Genomic DNA, 22,836 nt, shown 5'->3' on the forward strand with positions numbered 1-22,836 from the left:
AGAATAATAAACAAAGATCGTACCCCTTCTGTCTGTCATAATTAAATGTAAATGATAACAGGTTGGCTGTCTCAGTTTAAAAGATGTTGTCATTATTTTGTTACCATCGGGTACAAAGATTTGCTAAGCCCGAAAACGATTCATTTTATTGATTAGGGTATTATTTTCCCCAGTTAAATTCAATACTTTTGGAATTCAGGATTTGTTTTGATCATATGGATAAAGATGAAATTGTAATAAGTGAAATCTTAATTGCCGCCAAATCTTTGTTTGGGAAATTCGGATTAAAGAAAACCACTATAGAAGATATCTCGGCAGCTGCCGGAAAGGGGAAAAGTACGCTCTACTATTATTTTCCCGGAAAAAATGAAATCTTCGCTGCTGTAGTTAAGGATGAAATGAAATCAATCATTAAAAATTTGCGGGAAACAGTAAACAGGGTGTTTTCTGCAGAGGATAAACTGAAAGCATTTTTAAATTTTCAGAGTACTGCTGTGCTTGAATTCAGAAGTCTTTATAAAGTGATTTTTGAAGATATGATTGAATCAAGAAGGATGTTGCTGCCTCTTAGACTGAAATATGAGCAGATGCAGCTCGGCATGATTAGTGAAATCCTTCTTGGAGGGACACAAAGTGGTGAATTCAGAGAACTTTCAGCAGAAAGTATTCACAAAATGTCTTTTGTTTTGATTGTAGCTTTCCGGGGCCTCCATTTCCCACTATCCATTAACCCTTCTGAAGTACAATCCCATGAATATTTTGATGAGCTGATAGACATGCTGATCGAAGGTATTGGGAATTAAGAATTTAAACCGCCATATTTATAAGATGAATTACCTGGATATACTAGATCAGGTCAGAGCGCATGTCTCGAACTTGTTTCACACTAAAAAAGACGAGAGGTTAATCTACCATAACCTGCAGCATACTGAACAGGTCGTTAAAGCTACAGTGAAAATAGCTAATCATTACCAATTATCAGATCATGATTTTTTTATTGTTAATGCGGCTGCATGGTTCCATGATATTGGTTATTTAACCAGTTGCGAGAAACATGAAGAGCGGGGGGCAGCACAGGCAAAAGAATTTCTGGAATCCAAAGGTACAGAACCTGAGATCACCAGCCTGGTGATGAATTGTATCCTGGCTACTCAAATGCCTCAGCATCCGGTTGGCCTGTTAGAGGAAATTGTATGTGATGCAGATCTTTTTCACCTGGGCAGCGATGATTTTAAAGAAAGAAATAAACTGATGCGCAGGGAAGCAATTGCTTTTAAGGGAATAGATATTGATAGGCATGAGTGGCGTTTAAAAACAATCATGCTTTTTGAAGCGCATCACTATCATACTGATTACTGTATTGACTTACTCGCTGCGAAAAAAGAACTGAACCTGAATGGGTTGAAGGAGAAGCAGATTAAAGATGAACATGAAAAAGCAAAAGAGGAGAAAGTTAAGGATGTTGTCCTGAAAAGTGACACACATCAGCATGAACTGGTAAATGCAGAACGTAAAATTGAAATAGTGGCTGATAAAAAGAAAGATAAAAAAGAAGAAAAGAAAAAAAATGACCGTCCTGATAAGGGGATAGAAACCATGTTCAGGATTTCTTCAGGTAACCACCAGCGATTAAGTGATATGGCCGATAATAAGGCACACATCATGATTTCCACCAACTCTATTATTTTGTCCGTGATCTTAAGTATTCTGCTGCGTAAACTAGAGGATAACCCGCATTTGATTATCCCTACTTTAATCCTGCTGGTTATCTGTGTAGTGACCATGGTGTTTTCAATTCTGGCTACCAGACCAACTGTACCTCCCGGAACTTTTACACATCAGGACATAGAAGAAAAGAAGGTGAACTTGTTGTTCTTCGGTAATTTTTACCGGATGGCCCTGCCTGATTATGTCGAAGGAATGCAGAAAATGATGGAAGACAGAGAGTTTCTGTATGGCAGCCTGATCCGTGATTTATATTCTCAGGGAGTTGTTTTAGGCCGTAAATACCGCTTGCTAAGAATTGCGTATAATGTATTTATGTTCGGTATTATTGCTTCTGTTCTTGCATTTGTTATTGCCAGTGCGATAGTAGCCTTATAAAGACCAGATGAAAGAATATTCCTTTTTTAATCGTGACCTGAGCTGGTTGAGTTTCAATGAGCGTGTGCTGATGGAGGCAGAGAATGAACATGTCCCTTTACTGGAGCGAATCAGGTTCTTGTCTATTTATTCTTCTAATCTGGATGAATTTTATCGGGTAAGAATGCCGGTACTGATGGCTATCGATAATTTTGACGACAATACAGGATTAAATAATAACTATTATAAAGCACAGTTTTTAATCAATCAGCAGCAGCAGCGGTTTGGGCATTTACTGGCTAATCAGATCTTACCCGCATTGAAAGCCAAAAATATTCACTGGCTGTATAATGAAACTATTCCTGAATTGATCACTGATCAGACGGCCCGGATTTTCTTTAATGAGGTTCTGGCTTATATCAGGTTGTTTTCAGTAGCTAAAGATGAAAACGGTTTTTTTGCTGAAAATAACAAATTGTACCAGGCTGTTATCTTATCGGATGCGGCCGGAACAGAACGTTTAGAACTGATCACAATTCCTTCGGATGATTTGCCGAGGTTATATGCGGTAAGTAAAGATGATCAGCAATATGTAGTGTTTCTGGATGATATTATCCGGGACAACCTGCACTATCTTTTTCCGGCTGAAAAAATAATTGGTGTATTTAATATCAAGATCACCAGAAATGCAGAGCTGAATATAAAGGAGGAAATTGATGACCTGGATGAAGACATTACAATTGCACTGGAAAAGGAATTAAAGAAACGTGACCTGGGAATTGCTACACGGTTTTTATGTCAGCCAGGTATACCGCTCAGGTATCTTTACAAGATCATTTATGCGCTTAATTTAGAAAACTCTGCTGTTGTGGAAGGTGGATACTATCACAACATGAAGGATTTGAGTAATTTCCCGCTCCAGGAGCCAGAGTTAAACTATCCTAAATGGCCTGCTTTACCAAATTTACTGTTAAAGAAAGACGAGACCCTTTTTGAACAGATCCAGAAAAAGGATCTGATGATTCATGTTCCCTATCAAAACTATGATCCTGTATTAAGGTTCTTTAATGAAGCTGCAAATGATAGTTTCGTAGAAGAAATTTATGTGACCCTTTACCGGGTAGCAGATAATTCCAGGATTGTCAATGCTTTAATGACCGCAGCGAAAAATGGTAAAAAAGTCTCGGTCATGGTCGAGCTGAAAGCCAGATTCGATGAAGCCAATAATATTAAATGGGCTTCCAGAATGAAAGCTTCGGGAGTGAAAATTATCTATAGCAATAAAGAGCTAAAGGTCCATGCAAAGGTTGCACTGGTAAAGAGGAAAATCAGAGACCAGGTGCAATACCTGGGTTTACTGGCAACGGGGAACCTGAATGAATCTACAGCAAGATTTTATACGGACCATATCCTGCTCACTGCCAATCAGGTGATGTTAGCAGAGTTAGAACAGCTTTTTGGTTTCTTAAGAAAGAAAAAGAAAAAACCACTGCTGGAAGATGCAATTAATTTTGAACATTTACTGGTTGCACAATTCAATCTTCAGCAGAAGTTTATTGAATTGACCGACCGGGAAATCACTAATGCCAGAAAGGGTTTACCAGCTGGTATTATCATCAAGATGAATAATCTGGAAGAACGTGTTCTGATTACTAAATTATATGAAGCTTCGAATGCCGGAGTTCAGGTTCAGCTGATTGTAAGAAGCGTATGCTGTCTGATTCCCGGGGTTAAAGGGCAAAGTGAAAACATTAAGATCAAACGTATTGTAGACAGATATCTGGAACATGGAAGAATCTTCCTTTTCCATAACAATGGCTCCAACGATGTTTTTATGGGATCGGCCGACTGGATGAATAGAAATATTTACGGGAGGATAGAGGTATGTTTTCCAATCTATGACCAGGAATTGAAAATAAGACTGATAGAAATCTTAAATTTACAATTAGAGGATACCGTTCAGGCAGTTGAACTGAATGAAGAATTACAAAATAATTATTGTGCCGGAGAGGTTAATATACGTTCTCAGGAAGCTATTTATGGTTTTCTAAAAGGAATTACTACTCAGGCCACCGAATCTAATACAACATGAAAAAAGCACTCTTGAAAAAGCTTAATTTTCTTATCCCAGTCCTTATCCTTATTGGGTTTTATGCTTGTAAACCAGCCAGACAATCTTATACAAGCCCTAAAGGATATGATTTGAGCCATCCTGAGAAATTTATCATGCCCGAAAGTCTGCAGGAGATTTCGGGTATTGCCTTTTATAAGGGTAAAAGTGATACCGTTTATTCTATACAGGATGAAGACGGCCGTCTTTTCAAACAGGCATGGGGAATTAAAAAACAACAGCATACTGTTTTTGGTAAAAAGGGTGATTATGAAGATCTGGCAATTTTGAACGAAACAGTGATCATTCTCAGAAGTGATGGCACGCTGTATACATTCCCTTTTAGTGAAGCCACAAAAGCTAAAGCGGATCAGATCAAAGTATGGGATGATATTTTGCCAGATGGAGAATATGAAAGCATTTATGCTGACCAGCAAACCAATCAGCTTTACCTCCCTTGTAAAAATTGTAAACAGGATAAAAAGGATAAAACGATGTCGGGTTCTATTTTTACCTATAACCCGGCTAAAAAAGAACTAATTGCCTCAGGTACTTTTTCTATGGATCTAAGGGCGCTGATCGATAAAGGTCAGATCCTTAAAACAGGCTTAAAAGCATCAGCCTTAACTAAAGATCCGCATTCCGGAGACTGGTATATTCTTTCGTCAGTCAATAAATTGCTGGTTGTAGCCAGCCCGGACTGGAAAGTTAAAAGTGTACACAGATTAAACACCGCTACTTTTGTACAACCCGAGGGGTTGGCTTTTGATAAAGAGATGAACCTTTACATCTCTAATGAAGGGGATGAACTGAATTCGGGGAATATCCTGAAGTTTAAGTTTAAACCTTAAAAAAACAAAGAATTTAACGCTTCTAATTGAAAATTAAAAATGCAGGCAATAACTATCGACTTGAACAAGTACGTGTGTGGGAATGAAGAAAATGGGATGAAGGCTGATATCCGGCTTTCATTAAAACCATTTATTACATTTCTTACTGAAAAGATCAAAGTAGAAAAAACGGCCAAAATAAATTTCTATAACTATTTGCTGGAGCAGTTTTCTGCTTTTCCAGAATTAATGGAGCCTATTCCTGCAGCCAGTGTGAACAGGTACAATCACCTGTTTGAACTGATATATACGGCGTTGTCACCCATCATTAATGATGAAAAAGAGCAGCTCTGGGCATTGAGTAAACCTGTATGCCCTTGTTTTTACTATGGAACAAATGCTTTTTATAAGGTTTTACTGGATGATAAAAAAGAGAGTCTGAATACTGATCTGGCACTTCCTTCTCAAAAGGAATTGCAAAATACAATGCTGACAACCCTGTACAACCTGGTGATGCAGAAGTTTTACAATTTTAGCCTGGCAACCAATCAGCATATTATAAAATCTATTGTTGATCATCAGACACAGCTGCTTAGATATTACCGGTTAAATATAGATACCCGGTTTGTTGAGATTACAAGTAATAGAGCTTTACCTGAACTTACCCTTCAAAATGTAAAAGAGTACATGCAGGATGAAAGCAGTAATCTGGAAACGCTGACTACTTTATTACCTTCTGAGATGTTTCGTGTCGAAGGTATTGCTATTGTCAGTTTAGTGGATATTACGGCCGATTATGCGTTGGAATCTATTAAGAATGCTATTATTTCGCATAATCAGTGTCAGGTAGGATGGAGTACTTCTGCAATTTCTACTGCACTGAAATCTTTGGTGGGAAGTGACCAGATAGAATTTGGATTATTGCCTTATTTAAAACTGAACGACAAGACCCTGCCTTATTTCCATGAAGGTTTCCAAAGTGTCATCATCCAGCAGGCCAAACTCAACGGGGTAGCAGAAGCAGAATATGCTGAATTAGTTAAAACGTTTGTTGCTAATCCACGCAGGTTGATTTTTCCGGAAATTAATCTGGAAGAATATTCTACCTATCCGATGCTAAAGCTGATTGCAGATGCAGGTATAAAATCTTATGCTATTTTTCCACTGTATTACAATGCGAAACTGATCGGCTGTTTAGAGCTTTATACCAGGGACAGGTCTGCTTTTAATGGCAATACCCTTTCTAAAATTGAAAGTGCCTTTCCTTTGCTGGCCCAGCTTTATCAGAATGTTATTATTGATTTTAACAATGAAATTACTGCAATCGTCACAGATAAGTTTACGTCCCTGCAGCCTTCTGTATCCTGGCGTTTTAATCAGGCAGCTTACAACTATATGGTTTCGGGCGGCTGGGAAAAAAATCTGCCTATAGAACCGATTTATTTTAAGGATGTACATCCTTTTTATGGAGCGATAGATATCAGAAATTCCAGTATTGAACGTAACCTGATGATCAGGAAAGATCTGTTTGCCCATTTTGAGATTTTGGAAATCACCCTGGGAAATCTGAAATCGATTATACCTGAAGTGCTGGAAGATGATTTTCCGAGACAGGAATCCGCATGGGACCATAAAGGTTTTGATGAGATATCTGACCGGGAGATTATGAAAACTGATGATTACTTACAACATCAGCTTCCTCCTTATCTGAATGTACTCAAAGAAATTTACCCTGAGTCAGAAAAGATAATCGGTGAATATTTTGAACTGACACGTCCAGGAGGGAAGATTTTTGAGAACAGGGATAATTATGAAGCCAGCATGCAGGCCATTAACCGTGCAGTGAACGGACATCTGGATAAATTCAATGCCGAATTGCAACTGGAGTATCCTTGTTATTTTGAGAAATTCAGAACTGACGGGGTAGAATTTGATATTTATCTGGGCCATTCAATAGCTCCAGATATAGATTTCAGAGCAGACTTACTGGCCGATTTCAGATTGAGGCAGCTGAAAGCAATCGCTGAGATAACCAGGATAACCGCTAAACTGAAACCATCACTGGCTATCCCTATGGAGACTACGCAGTTAATCTTTGTTTATGAAAAGATTATTGACATTAGTTTCCGTATTGATGAGCAAAGATTTGATGTCGAAGGAAGTTATAACATCCGGTATCAGATGGTGAAGAAAAGAATTGATAAAGCCCATGTCAAAGACAGTACGGAACGTTTGACACAACCAGGAAAAATTGCAATTGTCTACTTCAATGGTTCAGAAGCAGATGAATATATAGCTTATATCCGTAAATTACAGCAAGAGCAGTTGCTGACAGATCAGATCGAATACCTTGAAGTAGAAGAATTACAAGGGGTTGAAGGACTTAAAGCATTGCGTGTAGAAGTAGTCATCAAATAGATTAAGCTAAAAACAGATTAAATTAATGCACATCATACCCAGAAAATATAAGATAGAAGCGAATCCGGCAGTATTATTAATTACCCTGTCTTTTTTTTTGCCGTTCCTGACAAATGCACAGCAGCAGCGTACAAAGGATTCTATTACCGTAGCGATTTCCCCTGCCTATGATTCTGTTTCTAAAACACACCGTTTCTTTTTAGGTGAAAACTACCGCAAGTTATGGGCTACCCCTGTACGTATGCGGATTGTTGACCTGCAGAAAGAACATGGGGGGATGAAAGTTATACAACTGGGTGGAGGAATGCAGACCAGGTCTTTACGTTTAGAAGATGCTTCGGGACGTGAATGGGCGCTGAGAACGATACAGAAATATCCCGAAAGAGGTCTTCCAAAGAACCTGAGGGCAACTATTGCTAAAGATATTGTACAGGATCAGATTTCTACCGGGCATCCTTTTTCGGCATTGATTGTTCCCCCTTTAGCAGATGCGCTTGATATTCCCCATGCTAATCCTGAGATCGTTTATATTGGTGATGATCCCGGTCTGGGTGAGTATAGAAAAGATTTTGCCAATGCAGCTTATCTTTTAGAAGAACGCATGCCAGCCGGTTATGAAAAAAGTGATAATACGATCAAAGCGCAGCGAAAAGCCGAAGAAGACAATGACACCCATATCGAACAGAAATTAGTATTAAGGGCAAGGCTCCTTGATTTTATTGTGGGTGATTGGGACAGGCATGAAGACAACTGGAGATGGCTGAAAATAGAAGATAAAAAGAAAGATGAAAAAGTGTATATCCCTGTTCCGCGTGACCGGGATAAGGTTTTTTATAAAACCTCTGGTGTATTCCCCTGGATACTTTCTCATCAGTGGCTGAAAGCTAACCTGCAACCATATGATCCGGAAATCAGGGCGGTTGACCAGTGGAATTTTAACCAGCGTTATTTCGACAGATATTTTCTGAGTGGCCTGAGTGAAAAAGACTGGAAAGAAGAAATCAGCTATGTACAGGAGAAGCTAACATCTGCCATATTGAGAAAGGCAATGCTGCTGATGCCAGCCAATATTTTTGCAGAAGGCGGGGAGGAAACCCTTAAAATAATGATTGCCCGCAAAGATAATCTGGAGAAAAGTGCGCTGGCATATTATCGTTTTCTTGCAATTACTGTTGAAATTCCTGCTTCTGATAAAAGAGAATATTTTGAAGTCAGGCACAAGAAAAATGGAAATATTGAGCTGACTGTCAATAATATTAAAAAGAATGGGGAAACAGGCCGGAAGTTATATCACCGTACTTTTGACCACAAGCTGACCCGCGAAATCCGGTTATACGGTATGGGTGGGGATGATGTTTTTGAAGTGACCGGAGAGACTAAGTCTCCAATCACGGTCCGTATGATTGGCGGTGATGGTAAGGACCGTTTTGAGATTAGTAAAGATCTGAAAAATAAATCTAATACTTATGTTTACGACCGCTCAGACCAGGAGAATGAAATTCCATCTCCATCTTTGGCAAAACTTCTTTTGTCAACAGATACAGCTGTGAACCAGTATAATAAGAAGAGTTTTGTATTTGATCAGTTCGGCCCTTTATTCCATGTCAATTATAATATTGACCAGGGCATTCAGGCAGGAGCAGGGCTAATTCTGGAGAAACAGGGTTTTAGAAAATCCCCATATGCATCTCACCAGGAATTCTGGGTAGATTATTCGACAGGCAGACAATCTTTTATTTTAAGCTATGCCGGAGATTTTAAAAAAGCTATAGGAAATACAGATTTCAAGATTAATGCAAACTTCCTGGGCCCAAATAACCTGAGTAACTTCTTTGGCCTTGGGAATGAAACTTTATTTATCAAAGATGACCCAAAGGGGATGTCTTATTACAGAAACCGTTACGATTACCTGACAGCAGATTTTCAGCTCTATAAAAAAATCGATAAATGGACAATTGGTGGTGGATTGGCTACAGAGTTTTATACAAGCAGCCGTCAGGGCAATGAACATAGGTTCCTGAATGACTTCAATCAGACTAACCCGGAAGAATCGGTTTTTAATGATCGTGTTTATGCAGGATTGGTTACTGAGGTGAAATATGACTCCAGGGATAACATTGCTATTCCAAAAAAAGGGATGTACTGGAATACCAGGATCACTGCTAACCAGCAGCTGAATACTGATCATGAACGTTATGGAAAAATACAATCGGAATTTCGTTATTATATTAACCCGGGGCATAGCGGTTTTGTTATAGCGAACCGTTTAGGCGGCGGGACAACCTTAGGGAATCCCGAATTTTTCCAGCAAATGCAATTAGGTGGGGTACATAACCTGCGCGGTTTCCATACTAACCGTTTCACAGGGAAATCTATGCTCTATTATAACCTTGACCTTCGTCTTAAACTATTTGACTTTACTTCTTATATCGTTCCGGGATCAGTTGGCCTTTTAGGCTTTAACGATGTAGGCCGTGTCTGGATGCCAGGCCAATCTTCTAATCAGTGGCATCATGGTTACGGCGGCGGACTCTATATTGTTCCTGCAGACCTGATCCTGATACAGGCGGCAGTAGGGTTTTCAAAAGAAAGTACAATGCCTTATATCTCCATTGGTTTTAATTTCTAAACTGAGAAATCAGTTTTACAGGATCAAAATGGCTGCCGGCTTTATTACCGGCAGCCTGAAACAAAAACACACAACAGTACAGAAAGTCTTCAGCTTAATTTACCCCAATCTCTTTATAACTAACTTTTACAGCAGTTTTTGTCCCGCCAATCACTGTATTAACTGTCTCCGGGTACCCGTCTTTATTATATACATGGCTAAAACTCTGTGTATTTCCACTGTTTAAAGCATCGGTAATTTCTTTCACATTATTAATCCCTGATAAAAAAAGGTTTTTATTCTCCTCAATTGTGAGTAGCCATGCATAATTAACATGCTTAAACAACCCATTTTTAAGGTCATAGCTATAAGTTAAATCGACTTTGGTACTTCGTTCCCCGATCAGGTTGCCGGTCTGATCATACCGTCTTTCTACTTTGCCAAGTAATTGCTCATTAATGTCCATAAAACTAATTGTTGCTACCTGGTTCAGTTCATTGTACTTCAGTTCATAATGTCCATTCAGCACATAATTATTTCCTTTCCTGATGGCCATCCGGCCTATAATTACCCGGCCATTTTCATCCAGTTCATAATCTGTCAGAGAAACCAGTTCCCCATTCTTAAATCTTTCCAGACCCAGGGGCTTTCCTGTATTATTATACGTAAAGCCAATACTTGTCCCATCTCCATACTCGATTTTCGAAAAAGCGGCCCCCTCAGTATAACTCATGACTGTCTTTGAATTCCCTGTCCCAAGCTGAACCGGAATTAGTATTTTCTTGTCTGTTTCAACAACCGGCGGAACAATGCCTCCTGGATCTTCCGTAGATTCGCCCCCTTTTTTACAACCGGCAAAAACAATAACCAGCATTAAAAACAAATTCTTATAAACGTTCATATCATCAAAAATTTTAGATTTAATTAAAACCTAAAACTAATCCCATTATTCTGTTAATTGTTTATTTAATTAAATAAATATCATTAAAGTGATTTTTAGTGTCTTTATTCAGTAATTTGAAGCCTTTTATTCTTATTGATCATGATGACCTGAAATAGCAGGCTGTGATTACGTTGGTTATGTGATGCCGCCCTGCTTATTCATAGTTACTCCAGGAAGATTCCTGATTGTAATCCCAAAAAAATATTATGATTTAATGAAAACCAATTGCGTTTATTTGGGTTATAACTCATATTTTAACAGCAGCAATTAAAAACATTCCTTTATCCCGATACGTCAAATAATTTATGGAAATAATTCATCTCAGTGCAGAATGTTATCCGATAGCTAAAGTGGGCGGATTAGGAGATGTAGTAGGCGCATTACCAAAATACCAAACCAAACTTGGCCACTTTTCAAAAGTAGTGATGCCTGCCTACAACAACTCATTTATGCTTCAAAATGAATTTGAAGTAGTCTATGATGCCTGGGGCAATCTTGGAAGCCGTAATTTTCCTGTACGCATATTCAGAGAGAAAACTAATAAACTAGGCTTTGACCTGTACCTGGTCTACATCGCTGGTCTGACAGACCGCGATAAAGTATACGGTTATGAAGATGATACCGAACGCTTTCTGGCCTATCAGATTGCCACATTAGACTGGATAAGCCAGTGGGAACATCGCCCCGACGTTATTCATTGTCACGATCACCATACTGGTCTGGTCCCTTTTATGACCGGGAATTGTGAAAAATATAAAAGTCTTAGAAATATCCCTACCGTACTTACAATTCATAATGCACAGTACCAGGGACAATTCGGGTGGGATAAGTTACATTATCTGCCAGCTTTTGATCTGTGGAAATCTGGTTTGCTGGAATGGAAAGAGGACATTAATCCCTTAGCATCTGCAATTAAGTGCGCATGGAAGGTAACTACGGTTTCTCCAAGTTATCTGGAAGAGATCAGCTATAGTGCCAACGGACTGGAAAGCCTGCTGGCAAGTGAAAGAGGGAAGTCTGCCGGAATATTAAACGGTATAGATAATGAAGTATGGGACCCTCAGAAAGATCCGATGCTGGAGAAAAGTTACAATACAAGGACAGTTGAAAGTGGTAAAAAAGCAAACAAAGCTGCTCTCTGTGATGTTTTTAATTTAGATCCGACAAAGCCGCTGTTCACTTTTATTGGCAGGTTGGTAGGAGAGAAGGGAGCGGATTTATTACCTGAGATTTTTCATAATTCATTAGCACACAGCCACGGGAATATTAATATTCTTGTCTTAGGCTCTGGAGACCCTCAGGTTGAAGGAGAGCTGATTGAACTGAAAAACTGGTTTACTGGAAATTATAATGCCTATATTGGTTATAATGAAAAACTGTCTCATCAGATTTATGCCGGAGCAGATTTTCTATTAATGCCATCAAGAGTAGAACCTTGCGGGCTGAACCAGATGTATGCTTTACGTTACGGGACTATTCCAATAGTAAGAAGGATTGGCGGATTAAAAGATACTGTAGTAGATATTGGTGATGGCGGTTTTGGTATTTGCCATGATCAGACCAGTGTAGCCGATGTCGGACAAGCAATAGGAAGGGCTTATGAGCTCTACCAGAATAAGAAACAAGTAAAAGAAATCCTTAAGTATACAATGCAGTTGGACCATTCCTGGGATAAGGCCGCCCAACAATATATTGATCTGTACCAAATGTAATTTAACTATATGACTGAAAAAGTACTAGGAGTTATCCTTGGCGGTGGCCAGGGCTCCAGATTATCACCTCTTACACAGACCCGTTCTAAGCCAGCAGTTCCGATTGCAGGTAAATATCGTTTGGTAGACATTCCTATTTCTAATTGTCTGAACTCCGGTATTCACCGCATGTTTGTACTTACACAGTTTAATTCTGCATCGTTAAATAAACATATTAAGAATACTTACCATTTCAGTCATTTCAGTGATGCTTTTGTAGATATTCTTGCAGCCGAACAAACTCCTGATAATCCTACATGGTTCCAGGGAACAGCAGATGCTGTGCGTCAGACTATGCATCATTTGTTGCAGCATGATTTTGAATATGTGCTGATCTTATCTGGTGATCAGCTTTACCAGATGGATTTCAATGAAATGCTGAATGCACATGAACAGAGCGGGGCAGAAGTAACACTGGCTACTATTCCAAGTACAGCAAAAGATGCAACTGGTTTTGGAATATTGAAAGCAAATGAAGAAAATATAATTACTTCTTTTATTGAGAAACCAAGTACAGAGCAGCTGGTTGACTGGGCTTCTGATACTGGCCCTGAAATGCAGGCAGAAGGTAGAAATTACCTGGCTTCAATGGGAATCTACGTTTTTAACCGCGATCTGCTGGTTAGAATATTTGCAGAGAACCCCGATGAAAAGGATTTTGGAAAGGAAATTATTCCAAGGGTATTGCAGAATCAAAGGGTGTTAAGCTTTCAATATGAAGGTTATTGGACCGATATTGGTAATATCTGCTCTTTCTTTGAAGCCAATTTAGGACTGACTGATGATATTCCTAAGTTTAATTTGTTTGATAGCAATCAGAGTATTTTTACCAGACCAAGAATGCTACCGCCAACTAAAATCCTGAGTACTTCGCTAGTGAAAGCAGTGATCGCCGAAGGCTGTATTCTAAATGCTGATTTGATTAAACATTCAGTAATTGGTATCAGATCGAGAATTGGAAACGGTACTTCTGTTGAAAATGCTTATATCATGGGCAGTGACAGATATCAGACGCTTTCAGAGATTGCTGAAGAGAATGCTGCAGGAAGACCGCTAATTGGAATAGGAGATAGGTGTAAGATCTATAATGCGATAGTTGATAAGAATTGCAAGATCGGAAACGATGTTACAATTAATGGCGGAGAACATCTGGAAGATGGGGATTATGAGTTTTATGCGGTTAAAGATGGTATTGTAGTTATAAAAAAAGATGCCGTAATCGTTGACGGGACAGTCATCGGGTAAAGCGCTCCCTAATCAATAAAAAAATGCTTAGCTGTTTCACGGACCGCGTTCATCTGAAGGGATGAACAATGTCCGTGAAACAGCTAAGCATTTTTTTATTGATCCGATTTCCATGACACTCAGACTGGCCGGTAAACGTGACAATGCGATTTTTTTTATAAAGGGTTGGTTGTTGGTTACTAGGGAGAAACTTTTTGAGAGCATATAAGGATAGCTATTTGATTGCTTATTAGGATAGCTTTTTGAATAACCTCTTAGGATGATCATTTGGATTGCTGATCAGGATGGCTATTTGGATAACCTCCTAGGGTAGCCATTTGGATTGCTGATCAGGATAGCTATTTGGATAACCTCTTAGAAGAAACTTATATAACAATTTTTGTATTGTTTTGTGTAGGATGACCAGTACAAATGAGTACCCTTCCTTTTGCTATTTCTTCGTCGGTTAAGACTTCGTTATAATCCATTCTGACGCTGCCTTCGGTGCAGGATGCGACACAAGAACTGCATATGCCGGCTCCGCAGCTATAGGGAACGTTGATGTTATGCGCTAGTGCGACCTCAAGAATCCTTTTATACCAGGGAACTTCTAACTGGTAGACGTTTTTATTGAATTCCAGGATTACAGTATAAGTGCTTTTATCTTTAATGACCTTCTCCGTCATGTCATCGTCGTCTGCTTCATCTTCGGGGATGAAATAAGTTTCTTTTTTTATCTGATCAAGACGGAAACCCAATCCCAGCAGGGAAATACGGCACATGACCATGTAATCAATTGGCCCGCAGGTGTAGCATAAGGCATCCGATTGGTCGTACCTGATGTTTGTGTTGTAAAGATCATAGAAGGAGAAGCTGTTCAGACGGGCAAATTGCAGGTTTTTTGAATCACTGAACAGATAGATCAGCCTGAAGCGCTCAGGGTATTTTTTCTGCCATTCATTTAATTCTTCGTAGAAGAGGGTAGTTGTGGCGGAACGATTACTGTAAATCAGAACTATTTTTGAGTTTTCTTCTTCTAATAGGGCTGTTTTCAGGATGGAATATACAGGTGTGACACCTACGCCGGCTGCAAACAGGAAGACTGTACGGTTGATGTTTTTTACAGGACTATAAGTGAAGATTCCTGTAGGGGGCAGAACTGTCAGAATATCACCAACAGCAGTTTTGTGGTGCAGGTATTTTGAAATTTCTCCGTTTTCTACCAGTTTTACAGCTATGCTCAAAGGCTCGTTTATTGCAGGGGAACTGCAAATGGAATAGGAACGCCTGATTTCTTTGCCATTGACCTGAAACAGAACAGTCAGGAATTGTCCGGACTCGTATACGGGGATTATTCCGTTTACAGGTTCAAATTGAATGAAGACATTGTTTCCAGGGCGCTGCGAAATTTCAGTAATACGTAATTGCAAGGTGGTCATAGAATACAAATCTATTGATTTATTTCATAACAGGGTTTCTATACATAGTTAAAGACAAGGGAGAAGATGGTTTTCTGATGTGGTACAGAACTCACCTCCAGGCTTCCATAATGCATTTTCATGATATTGCGGGTAATGGTTAAGCCTATTCCGGAACCGTTTTTACGGGTGGTGAAAAATGGGACAAATATTTTTTCTGCAAGCTCTGGCTCTATACCTTTACCGTTATCACTCACATCAATGAACAGTTTGTTCTGCTCTAAACGGTAATCGATTTCTATTTCTGGCTGATCTACTTCTTCCAGAGCATGGATACTGTTGGTGATCAGGTTGATCATCGCTTGTTCTACTAGTTTTAAGTCTACGCTGACGGTGATCTTTGAAGAGGTTTGCCCGATAGAAAGTTTGACGTTTTTTGCAGCAGCAAAGGGTTGCATCAGGACCTGAATATGCTGCAGAATATCACCTATGCTATGGGACTCAAGTTCGGGGGTAGGCAGCTCAGCAATCAGACGGTAATCTTTCACAAAATCCAATAGACCAAGCGAGCGCCTTTTGATAGCCTGAATAGCAGGTTTAAGGTCTTCCAGCTCTTCTTTGTTTAAAGCGTCTTTATTGGATACCATACTATTCACGGTATCGGAAAGGGAACTGATCGGGGTAATGGAATTTAGTATCTCATGGGAAATTACACCTATAAGCCTGTTCCATGCTTCTATTTCTTTCTGCTCAATTTCATCTTTGATGTTCTGAAAGGAAATAATCCGGTAATTGGTGTTGTATAAATTTATAGGGATGACTTCGGTCGATAGCTGAATAAGCTTTTCCTGGATTTTAAGCTCCAGAAATCTTTTTCCTCCTTTTTGTATGGACTCAATTTCTGTGGTGAAAATAGGCAAATGCTCTTTCAGACGATGCCAGTATTTGTAGGATGGGACTTTTAACAGGGCAGCAGCAGCTTCGTTGAAAAAAGAGATTTCAGCCTGATCAGGGTTGGTATTATCTTTAAGGACTATTACACCCACCGGAACTTGCTGAAGAATGGTCCTGATGAGCTGAAACATGGCATCTTGTTCCAGCTGGATATCTTTATGGGTCCTGATGATTTCATCAAATGATTCATATAAGTCCGGAAAACTTCCTTTGGTACTTTTATTTCTGAAATTTAAGGTGTGGTCACGGGTCTTGACCGCAAGAATGAAACGTTTAATATCAGCCCTGATCTGATTAATATAATTGTATAATGAAAAAATACTGATGATCAGGATACAGGAAACACCGGCTATAGTGAACCACAACTGTGTTTTAAGGATCAGGTAACCAAGTAAGAAAGATAGTGCGTTGATTATCATGATGTTGATCAGAAGCCGAAAGGTGAAACGTTGATAAAACATAGGTTATAGTCCAAATTTTTCTATTCTGCGGTATAAGGCTGCACGGGTCAGACCAAGTTCGGCTGCTGCCCTTGAAATATTTCCCTTATGGCTTTCTATAGCCTTTTGCACCATCATTTTTTCCATTTCTTCCAGATCCAGGGTTGCTGGAGGCGGCGCCCCACCACCAAATCTCTGCGGACTTAACTGTAAATCCTGTTCGGTAATTTCATTGCCGTCTGCCATGATAATTGCCCTTTCAATCACATGCTGCAACTCACGTACGTTGCCCGGCCAGTGATAGGCGAGCAATGTGTTCCCTGCTTTTTCTGTGATATGAGTGATGTTTTTATGGTACTTTGTACTAAAAGTATGTAAAAAATGATTGGCAAGCTGTAAGATGTCTTCTGCACGCTGATGCAAAGGCGGAAGCTCCAGTTCTACAGTGTTGATCCTGAAAAGTAAATCCTGACGGAAAGTACCTTTAGCGACCATCTCATTGAGAGGCATATTGGTTGCAGTGATCAATCTTACGTTTACTTTCCGGTCTTTGCTTTCTCCTAAACGTGTGACTGTACGGTTTTGTAGTACGGTAAGCAGTTTACCCTGTAAAGGCAGAGAGAGATTTCCAATTTCATCCAGGAATATAGTTCCGTTGTCCGCAAGTTCAAATCTTCCCGGACGGTCATCGCGGGCATCCGTGAATGCACCTTTAGCATAACCGAAAAGCTCACTTTCAAATAGGTTCTCATTTAAAGAACCCAGATCGACATGCATGAAAATATGATTTTTCCTTAAGGAGTGTTTATGCAGCTCATAAGCAAATACCTGCTTTCCTGTACCGTTCTCCCCCAGAATTAATACGTTGGCATCTGTTGGGGCAACTTTGATCAGTGTATTCTGCAAGCGTTTGATCGGTTCGGAAGTACCAATGATATGCTCAAATTTCCTGGCCTGATCGGTTTGTATGGAGGTGTTTATTTTTTCTAGTTTTTTAACTTTCTTTGTGGATTGTCTGAGTTTAGAAGCTGCCGAAAGGGTCGCATAGAGCTTTTCATTCTCCCAGGGTTTAAGGATGAAATCAGTAGCCCCCTTTTTTATAGCCTGAACTGCCAGCTCGACATTTCCATAGGCAGTCATCAGAATGACTACATAATCTTTATCAATAGATAAAATATGTTCTAACCAGTATAGTCCTTCACGACCATTGCTTGCGCCTTTTTGATAATTCATATCCAGCAGGATAATATCTATATCATTATGACTCAATAATACATTAATCTCTTTAGGCGATTTACAAGTGACAATCTGATTGAAATGCTGTTTTAAGAAGAGCTTTGCACTTAAAAGAATATCATCATCGTCGTCTATTACTAAAACGTTTGCTTCTGTCATTTTATAAAGATTTTAGATAACTATCTATAGGTGGTTATTTCCTGATTTAGATAGCCGGTGAACAAAAATAATGGAATTGTCCGTTGCTGTACAACGACTGTCCGATAATGAACGGTGTTTTTATGTGTGTTTGGTTTAAGTTGTTGGTTTTTAGTATTTTAAATATGTTTTTTTGCTTTGGCATACCCTTGGCTAATGGGCAGACAGACATTACATTGTTATCATGGATAAGATCATTGCAAAAAAGAGATTCAGTACAAAAAAGATTTTAATGCTTACCGGAGGCCTGATGCTGGCCGGACTCGTTGCTTATGGATATAAACTATCATTGAGTAAAGTTTATAAAGCTGACGCCGATAAACTCACGATCAGTAAGGTTCAATATGGTGATTTTGAAGATGTCGTATTATTGAATGCAAGTGTTGTGCCATTAACTTCTGTAATCGTGAGTTCTCCTGAAGGGGGAACGGTTGCTGAAATTTTTACAGAGAATGGTGCAAATGTAGTTAAAGGAACACCGCTGCTGAGAATAGCAAACCCAAATGCACTATCTGGTTATACGTCCAGCGAAACAAGTATTATCGAACAGATTAATCAATTACGCAAAGTACGCCTGGATTTAGAGCAAAATCAGCGTGTAATGGCTCAGGACATGATGGTGATCGAAAATGCATTGAGAACTGCAGGCAGGAAATATAAAATTGATAGCGCTTTATTTCTGAATAAAGTAATTACAAGAGAAGAATTCAATACTTCAAGCCAGGATTATGAATATAATAAAGGGAGAAGAGAAATCTTAAGACAGGCTGTTAAACAGGAGAATCAAAGCAGGACTATGCAATTACATCAGATTGATATTTCTGTAACCCGAATGAATGAAAGTTTAGAGACGATCAGAAAGAATATTGAAAATATGACGATTAAGGCTCCGGTTTCCGGTAGGTTATCTTCTTATGACCCTGTGATAGGTAAATCTTATACTGTAAACGAGATGCTGGGGAAAATTGATGTTATGCAAGGTTATAAATTACAAGCCGGTGTGGATGAATATTATATCAACCGGGTAAAGGAAGGACAAACGGCTAATTGTGAGTTTAATGGTAAAACTTACCGGCTTACAGTCAAAAAGGTAATCCCGGAGGTAACTGCAGGACAGTTTCAGGTAGAATTAGTTTTTGAAGGGAAATCACCTGATGAGTTAAGAAGAGGATTATCTTTACAAGTAAAACTTACACTTTCGGACAATAGTAAATCTCTTTTATTAGCTCAGGGACAATTTTTTCAAAGTACCGGCGGATCATGGGTATTTGTGCTGAAAGACGGAAAAGCACAAAAAAGAAATGTGAAAATCGGACGTAAAAATTACCTGTATTATGAGATCATGGAAGGGTTACAGAAAAATGAAGAAGTAATCACCTCATCTTATGATCAGTTTAATCAATATGATGTTGTAGAAGTAAGTAAATAAGCAAGAGCGTATTTATATAAAAGAGTTAATTGATCAAAGACATATAATTATAAAAAAATATAAATCAGAATACCATGATAAAAATTGAGAACCTGGAAAAAGTATACAAAACTGAAGAAGTAGAAACGACGGCACTTAACGGAATTAACATGCATGTTAAAGCAGGAGAGTTTGTGTCTATCATGGGGCCTTCAGGCTGTGGAAAATCAACTTTATTAAATGTAATGGGGCTTTTGGATAAACCTGAAAGCGGCAGTTATAAATTTATGGAAACAGAGCTGCTGACCATGAATGATAAGGAACGTTCAAACTTCCGTAAAAAGCATATGGGTTTTGTATTCCAGAATTTCAACCTGATCGATGAGCTGACTGTATTTGAAAATATAGAGTTACCGCTGATTTATAATAAGGTTGCTGCGCCTGAACGTAAACGCCTGGTTAATGAAATCATCGAAAGGATGAATATTGTAAACCGGAGCGGCCACTTTCCTCAGCAGTTGTCTGGTGGTCAGCAGCAGCGCGTGGCTGTGGCAAGGGCATTGGTGACTAAACCGAAATTGATCCTTGCCGATGAGCCTACGGGTAACCTGGATAGTTCTCATGGTAACGAGGTGATGGAATTACTCTGCGAATTGAATGAACAGGGAACTACAATTGTGATGGTTACCCACTCTTCGCATGATGCAAGTTTCTCTAACCGGATTATTAACCTGAAAGATGGTCATGTGATTTCTGAAAAAGTGAATAAAGCACGTACTGAAGAACTGATTTAAGTAATTAAAACCGCCCATCCTTAAATAGGACCCCTGCAATGTTTAAACTCAACCTGAAAATAGCCTTACGGAACCTTTGGAGAAATAAAACCTCTTCATTTATTAATATCAGCGGACTGGCTATCGGACTGGCTTCCTGTTTATTATTGTTGCTTTATGTTTCTTATGAGTGGAGTTATGATAACCAGGGGAAAGATGCTTCGCATATTTATAAAGTGCTGACCAATTATCTGGATATCAATAAAAGAATTGAAGGTACTGGCGAGAATACCGGGAATATGGCCGGTCCTAAATTAAAAGAAGATTATCCGGCAGTTCAGGCTATGAGCCGTTATGAATGGGGAGGACCTAAACTGATTGCTAACGGTACTAAAAGCTTTAAGAAGAGAGGCCGTTTTGCAGATGCAGATATCCTTAATATTTTTGAATATACTTTTCTTTCAGGTGACCGTAAAACAGCACTCGATGCGCCTAACAATGTGATTGTTACAGCATCTACTGCTCAGACATTATTTGGTACAACCGATGTCTTAAATAAGACAGTCCGTTTTGATAATAAGCTTAGTCTAAAGATCACAGGAGTGATTAAAGATCTTCCAGGTAATACTTCTGTCTATTTTGATTTTCTGATGCCCTGGTCCCTTTATGAAACTCAATTTGATTGGGTGAAATCACCATCGTGGACTAATTACAATTGGGAAACGGTAATCAAACTCGACCCTTCAACTGATATCGCACAATTTAATAGTGCCATTAAAGGGATGATGGAGAAAAATCACCCGCATTCAAGGTCTTTTATTTTTGTTTATCCGCTGAATAAATTGCATCTCAACAGCACATTTATTAATGGAAAAAGCAGCGGTGGGAAAATTGAACAGGTCCGTTTATTTATGGGGCTGGCTATAGGTATCCTGCTCATTGCCTGTGTTAATTTTATGAATATGGCTACTGCAAAATCAGAACGCAGGGCAAAAGAGGTTGGAATTAAAAAAACAATAGGGGCAACCCGCGGAAGTCTGATCAGTCAGTTTCTAATGGAATCACTGGTCCTGACTTTTTGCAGTGCAGTAATGGCAATTGTCCTTATTGAATTGACATTGCCCTTGTTTAATAACTTACTTGGAATTACACTGGCAATCAGCTATTCAAATTTTTATGTATGGGCAGGTTTAGTTGCTGTGGTAATTTTAACGGGACTGATTGCGGGAAGTTATCCTGCATTCTATCTTTCTTCATTTAACCCTATACAAATCCTGAAGAAAAAGGGAAGTAAAAACAATGGGCAATTCATCAGCCTGCGACAAATACTTGTTATCGGACAATTTAGTTTTGCGGTTATTCTGATTATTGCCACTACCGTTATTTATCAGCAGATACGATTTATTAAAGACAGGCCGGTTGGCTATAAGGTCAATGAGCTGGTAGAAATAGAACAGGACGGTAATTTATATGAAAAATTTGACCTGTTAAAAACAAGACTGCTGCAATCGGGGGCTGTAACAGCTCTTGCACAAACCTCAAGTTCTATAACCAGGGATGGTTCAAGTTTTATAGGGATGGAATGGCAGGGCTCTGCTGCAGCTGATAAACTAATTACTTTCAATCAGATTGCTACTACCTACGATTTTATTAAAACTACTGGTGTCAGCTTATTGGAAGGAAGGGAATTCTCTCCTCATTTTGCTTCTGATAGTGCTGCGGTTATGGTGAACCGTTCGGCAGTAAAAAGAATGAATTTAACTGAGCCAATTGGGCAAACGATACTTTATCATGGAGAGAAACGAACTATTGTAGGTGTCTTTGATGATTTTATCTGGGGTTCACCAGTTCAAAGTGAGCGGCCAATGGTTGTTGCTTTTAATAAAGGCTGGGGCGGAAGAGTTATTATGCACTTAAATCCTGCCAATACCACGGCTGCAAACCTGGCTTCGATCACCAGGATCATTAAAGAAATAAACCCTGCATATCCTGTTGATATCAATTTTACAGATCGTTTATATGCTGATAAATTAAATACACAAAGCATACTGGGTGTTTTATCCAATTTGTTTGGTGGGCTGGCAATTTTCATCTCTTGTCTTGGCCTATTTGGCCTGACAGCATACAGCGCAGAACAAAGAACAAAGGAAATAGGCGTTCGAAAAGTGCTTGGCGCGTCTGTAACCAGCCTGATGAAGCTGCTTTCTTTAAGTTTTTTGAAAATGGTAATGGCCGCAATAATTATTGGTGTGCCTGTGGCGGATTATATCATGTCTGGCTGGTTGAAGAGCTTCGAATTTCATACGACAATCAACTGGCTGGTCATTGTACTGGCTGCAATGGGAACTTTAGGTATTGCACTGGTTACAGTAAGTTTCCAGGCTTATAAAGCTGCTAAGACGAATCCTGTACAAGCCTTAAAATACGAATAAATATGTTGGAT

General features: G+C 39.1%; 15 protein-coding genes. 11 read left to right on the top strand and 4 right to left on the bottom strand.

Annotated features, from left to right (window positions below; translation table 11 throughout):
* The first annotated feature begins 188 nt into the window (after positions 1 to 188).
* From HDE68_RS16175 to HDE68_RS16200, 6 genes are read left to right on the top strand one after another with little or no spacing between them, the layout of a single operon-like run.
* Positions 189 to 803 (top strand): TetR/AcrR family transcriptional regulator, encoded by a 615-nt coding sequence (locus HDE68_RS16175; RefSeq protein ID WP_183883267.1) that lies wholly within the window; start codon positions 189 to 191, stop codon positions 801 to 803.
* A 25-nt stretch (positions 804 to 828) separates the two neighbouring features.
* Entirely contained in the window at positions 829 to 2,103 is a 1,275-nt protein-coding gene (locus HDE68_RS16180; RefSeq protein ID WP_183883268.1) for a Pycsar system effector family protein, read from the top strand.
* A 7-nt stretch (positions 2,104 to 2,110) separates the two neighbouring features.
* Positions 2,111 to 4,174 carry a polyphosphate kinase 1 gene (gene ppk1 / locus HDE68_RS16185; protein WP_183883269.1) on the top strand — a complete coding sequence of 688 codons (2,064 nt, stop codon included), beginning with the start codon at positions 2,111 to 2,113 and terminating at the stop codon, positions 4,172 to 4,174.
* Positions 4,171 to 5,043, top strand: coding sequence for an SdiA-regulated domain-containing protein (locus HDE68_RS16190; RefSeq protein WP_260171789.1), 873 nt, complete (start codon positions 4,171 to 4,173; stop codon positions 5,041 to 5,043). The genes ppk1 and HDE68_RS16190 overlap by 4 nt, the downstream gene beginning before the upstream one ends.
* 39 nt (positions 5,044 to 5,082) lie before the next feature.
* Positions 5,083 to 7,440, top strand: coding sequence for a GAF domain-containing protein (locus HDE68_RS16195; protein ID WP_183883270.1), 2,358 nt, complete (start codon positions 5,083 to 5,085; stop codon positions 7,438 to 7,440).
* A gap of 25 nt (positions 7,441 to 7,465) precedes the next feature.
* Complete coding sequence (locus HDE68_RS16200; RefSeq protein WP_183883271.1) at positions 7,466 to 10,069, top strand: BamA/TamA family outer membrane protein; 2,604 nt, start codon at positions 7,466 to 7,468, stop codon at positions 10,067 to 10,069.
* A 94-nt stretch (positions 10,070 to 10,163) separates the two neighbouring features.
* On the opposite strand, the gene HDE68_RS16205 is transcribed toward HDE68_RS16200, so the two are convergent.
* Positions 10,164 to 10,949, bottom strand: coding sequence for a hypothetical protein (locus HDE68_RS16205; protein WP_183883272.1), 786 nt, complete (start codon positions 10,947 to 10,949; stop codon positions 10,164 to 10,166).
* A gap of 347 nt (positions 10,950 to 11,296) precedes the next feature.
* Between HDE68_RS16205 and HDE68_RS16210 the strand changes: the two genes are divergently transcribed.
* On the top strand, positions 11,297 to 12,703 hold the full coding sequence (locus HDE68_RS16210) for a glycogen synthase (protein WP_183883273.1): 1,407 nt from the start codon (positions 11,297 to 11,299) through the stop codon (positions 12,701 to 12,703).
* A 9-nt stretch (positions 12,704 to 12,712) separates the two neighbouring features.
* Positions 12,713 to 13,987, top strand: coding sequence for a glucose-1-phosphate adenylyltransferase (locus HDE68_RS16215; protein WP_183883274.1), 1,275 nt, complete (start codon positions 12,713 to 12,715; stop codon positions 13,985 to 13,987).
* Between the two features lie 365 nt (positions 13,988 to 14,352).
* On the opposite strand, the gene HDE68_RS16220 is transcribed toward HDE68_RS16215, so the two are convergent.
* The 3 genes from HDE68_RS16220 to HDE68_RS16230 are packed head-to-tail and all read right to left on the bottom strand — an operon-like array spanning position 14,353 to position 18,173.
* The gene (locus HDE68_RS16220) at positions 14,353 to 15,405 is read right to left on the bottom strand and encodes a ferredoxin--NADP reductase (RefSeq protein WP_183883275.1); all 1,053 of its coding nucleotides are present in this window, start codon (positions 15,403 to 15,405) and stop codon (positions 14,353 to 14,355) included.
* A gap of 38 nt (positions 15,406 to 15,443) precedes the next feature.
* Positions 15,444 to 16,757 carry a sensor histidine kinase gene (locus HDE68_RS16225; protein ID WP_260171790.1) on the bottom strand — a complete coding sequence of 438 codons (1,314 nt, stop codon included), beginning with the start codon at positions 16,755 to 16,757 and terminating at the stop codon, positions 15,444 to 15,446.
* A 45-nt stretch (positions 16,758 to 16,802) separates the two neighbouring features.
* Entirely contained in the window at positions 16,803 to 18,173 is a 1,371-nt protein-coding gene (locus HDE68_RS16230; protein WP_183883277.1) for a sigma-54-dependent transcriptional regulator, read from the bottom strand.
* 223 nt (positions 18,174 to 18,396) lie between these two features.
* On the opposite strand from HDE68_RS16230, the gene HDE68_RS16235 reads away from it, so the two are divergent.
* The 3 genes from HDE68_RS16235 to HDE68_RS16245 all read left to right on the top strand — a co-directional run bounded on the left by HDE68_RS16235 (position 18,397) and on the right by HDE68_RS16245 (position 22,825).
* The gene (locus HDE68_RS16235) at positions 18,397 to 19,641 is read left to right on the top strand and encodes an efflux RND transporter periplasmic adaptor subunit (RefSeq protein WP_183883278.1); all 1,245 of its coding nucleotides are present in this window, start codon (positions 18,397 to 18,399) and stop codon (positions 19,639 to 19,641) included.
* Positions 19,642 to 19,715: 74 nt separating this feature from the next.
* Positions 19,716 to 20,414: an ABC transporter ATP-binding protein gene (locus HDE68_RS16240; RefSeq protein ID WP_183883279.1), complete on the top strand. Its 699-nt coding sequence runs from the start codon at positions 19,716 to 19,718 to the stop codon at positions 20,412 to 20,414.
* 38 nt (positions 20,415 to 20,452) lie between these two features.
* Positions 20,453 to 22,825 (top strand): ABC transporter permease, encoded by a 2,373-nt coding sequence (locus HDE68_RS16245; RefSeq protein WP_183883280.1) that lies wholly within the window; start codon positions 20,453 to 20,455, stop codon positions 22,823 to 22,825.
* The last annotated feature ends 11 nt before the right edge of the window (positions 22,826 to 22,836 follow it).

This window comes from Pedobacter cryoconitis (genome assembly GCF_014200605.1).
GTDB classification, from domain to species: domain Bacteria; phylum Bacteroidota; class Bacteroidia; order Sphingobacteriales; family Sphingobacteriaceae; genus Pedobacter; species Pedobacter cryoconitis_B.

Coding starts and splice junctions, on each gene's coding strand:
- HDE68_RS16180 (WP_183883268.1), top strand. CDS start 829: ATGAATTACCTGGATATACTAGATCAGGTCAGAGCGCATGTCTCGAAC.
- ppk1 (WP_183883269.1), top strand. CDS start 2,111: ATGAAAGAATATTCCTTTTTTAATCGTGACCTGAGCTGGTTGAGTTTC.
- HDE68_RS16190 (WP_260171789.1), top strand. CDS start 4,171: ATGAAAAAAGCACTCTTGAAAAAGCTTAATTTTCTTATCCCAGTCCTT.
- HDE68_RS16195 (WP_183883270.1), top strand. CDS start 5,083: ATGCAGGCAATAACTATCGACTTGAACAAGTACGTGTGTGGGAATGAA.
- HDE68_RS16200 (WP_183883271.1), top strand. CDS start 7,466: ATGCACATCATACCCAGAAAATATAAGATAGAAGCGAATCCGGCAGTA.
- HDE68_RS16205 (WP_183883272.1), bottom strand. CDS start 10,949: ATGAACGTTTATAAGAATTTGTTTTTAATGCTGGTTATTGTTTTTGCC.
- HDE68_RS16210 (WP_183883273.1), top strand. CDS start 11,297: ATGGAAATAATTCATCTCAGTGCAGAATGTTATCCGATAGCTAAAGTG.
- HDE68_RS16215 (WP_183883274.1), top strand. CDS start 12,713: ATGACTGAAAAAGTACTAGGAGTTATCCTTGGCGGTGGCCAGGGCTCC.
- HDE68_RS16220 (WP_183883275.1), bottom strand. CDS start 15,405: ATGACCACCTTGCAATTACGTATTACTGAAATTTCGCAGCGCCCTGGA.
- HDE68_RS16225 (WP_260171790.1), bottom strand. CDS start 16,757: ATGATAATCAACGCACTATCTTTCTTACTTGGTTACCTGATCCTTAAA.
- HDE68_RS16230 (WP_183883277.1), bottom strand. CDS start 18,173: ATGACAGAAGCAAACGTTTTAGTAATAGACGACGATGATGATATTCTT.
- HDE68_RS16235 (WP_183883278.1), top strand. CDS start 18,397: ATGGATAAGATCATTGCAAAAAAGAGATTCAGTACAAAAAAGATTTTA.
- HDE68_RS16240 (WP_183883279.1), top strand. CDS start 19,716: ATGATAAAAATTGAGAACCTGGAAAAAGTATACAAAACTGAAGAAGTA.
- HDE68_RS16245 (WP_183883280.1), top strand. CDS start 20,453: ATGTTTAAACTCAACCTGAAAATAGCCTTACGGAACCTTTGGAGAAAT.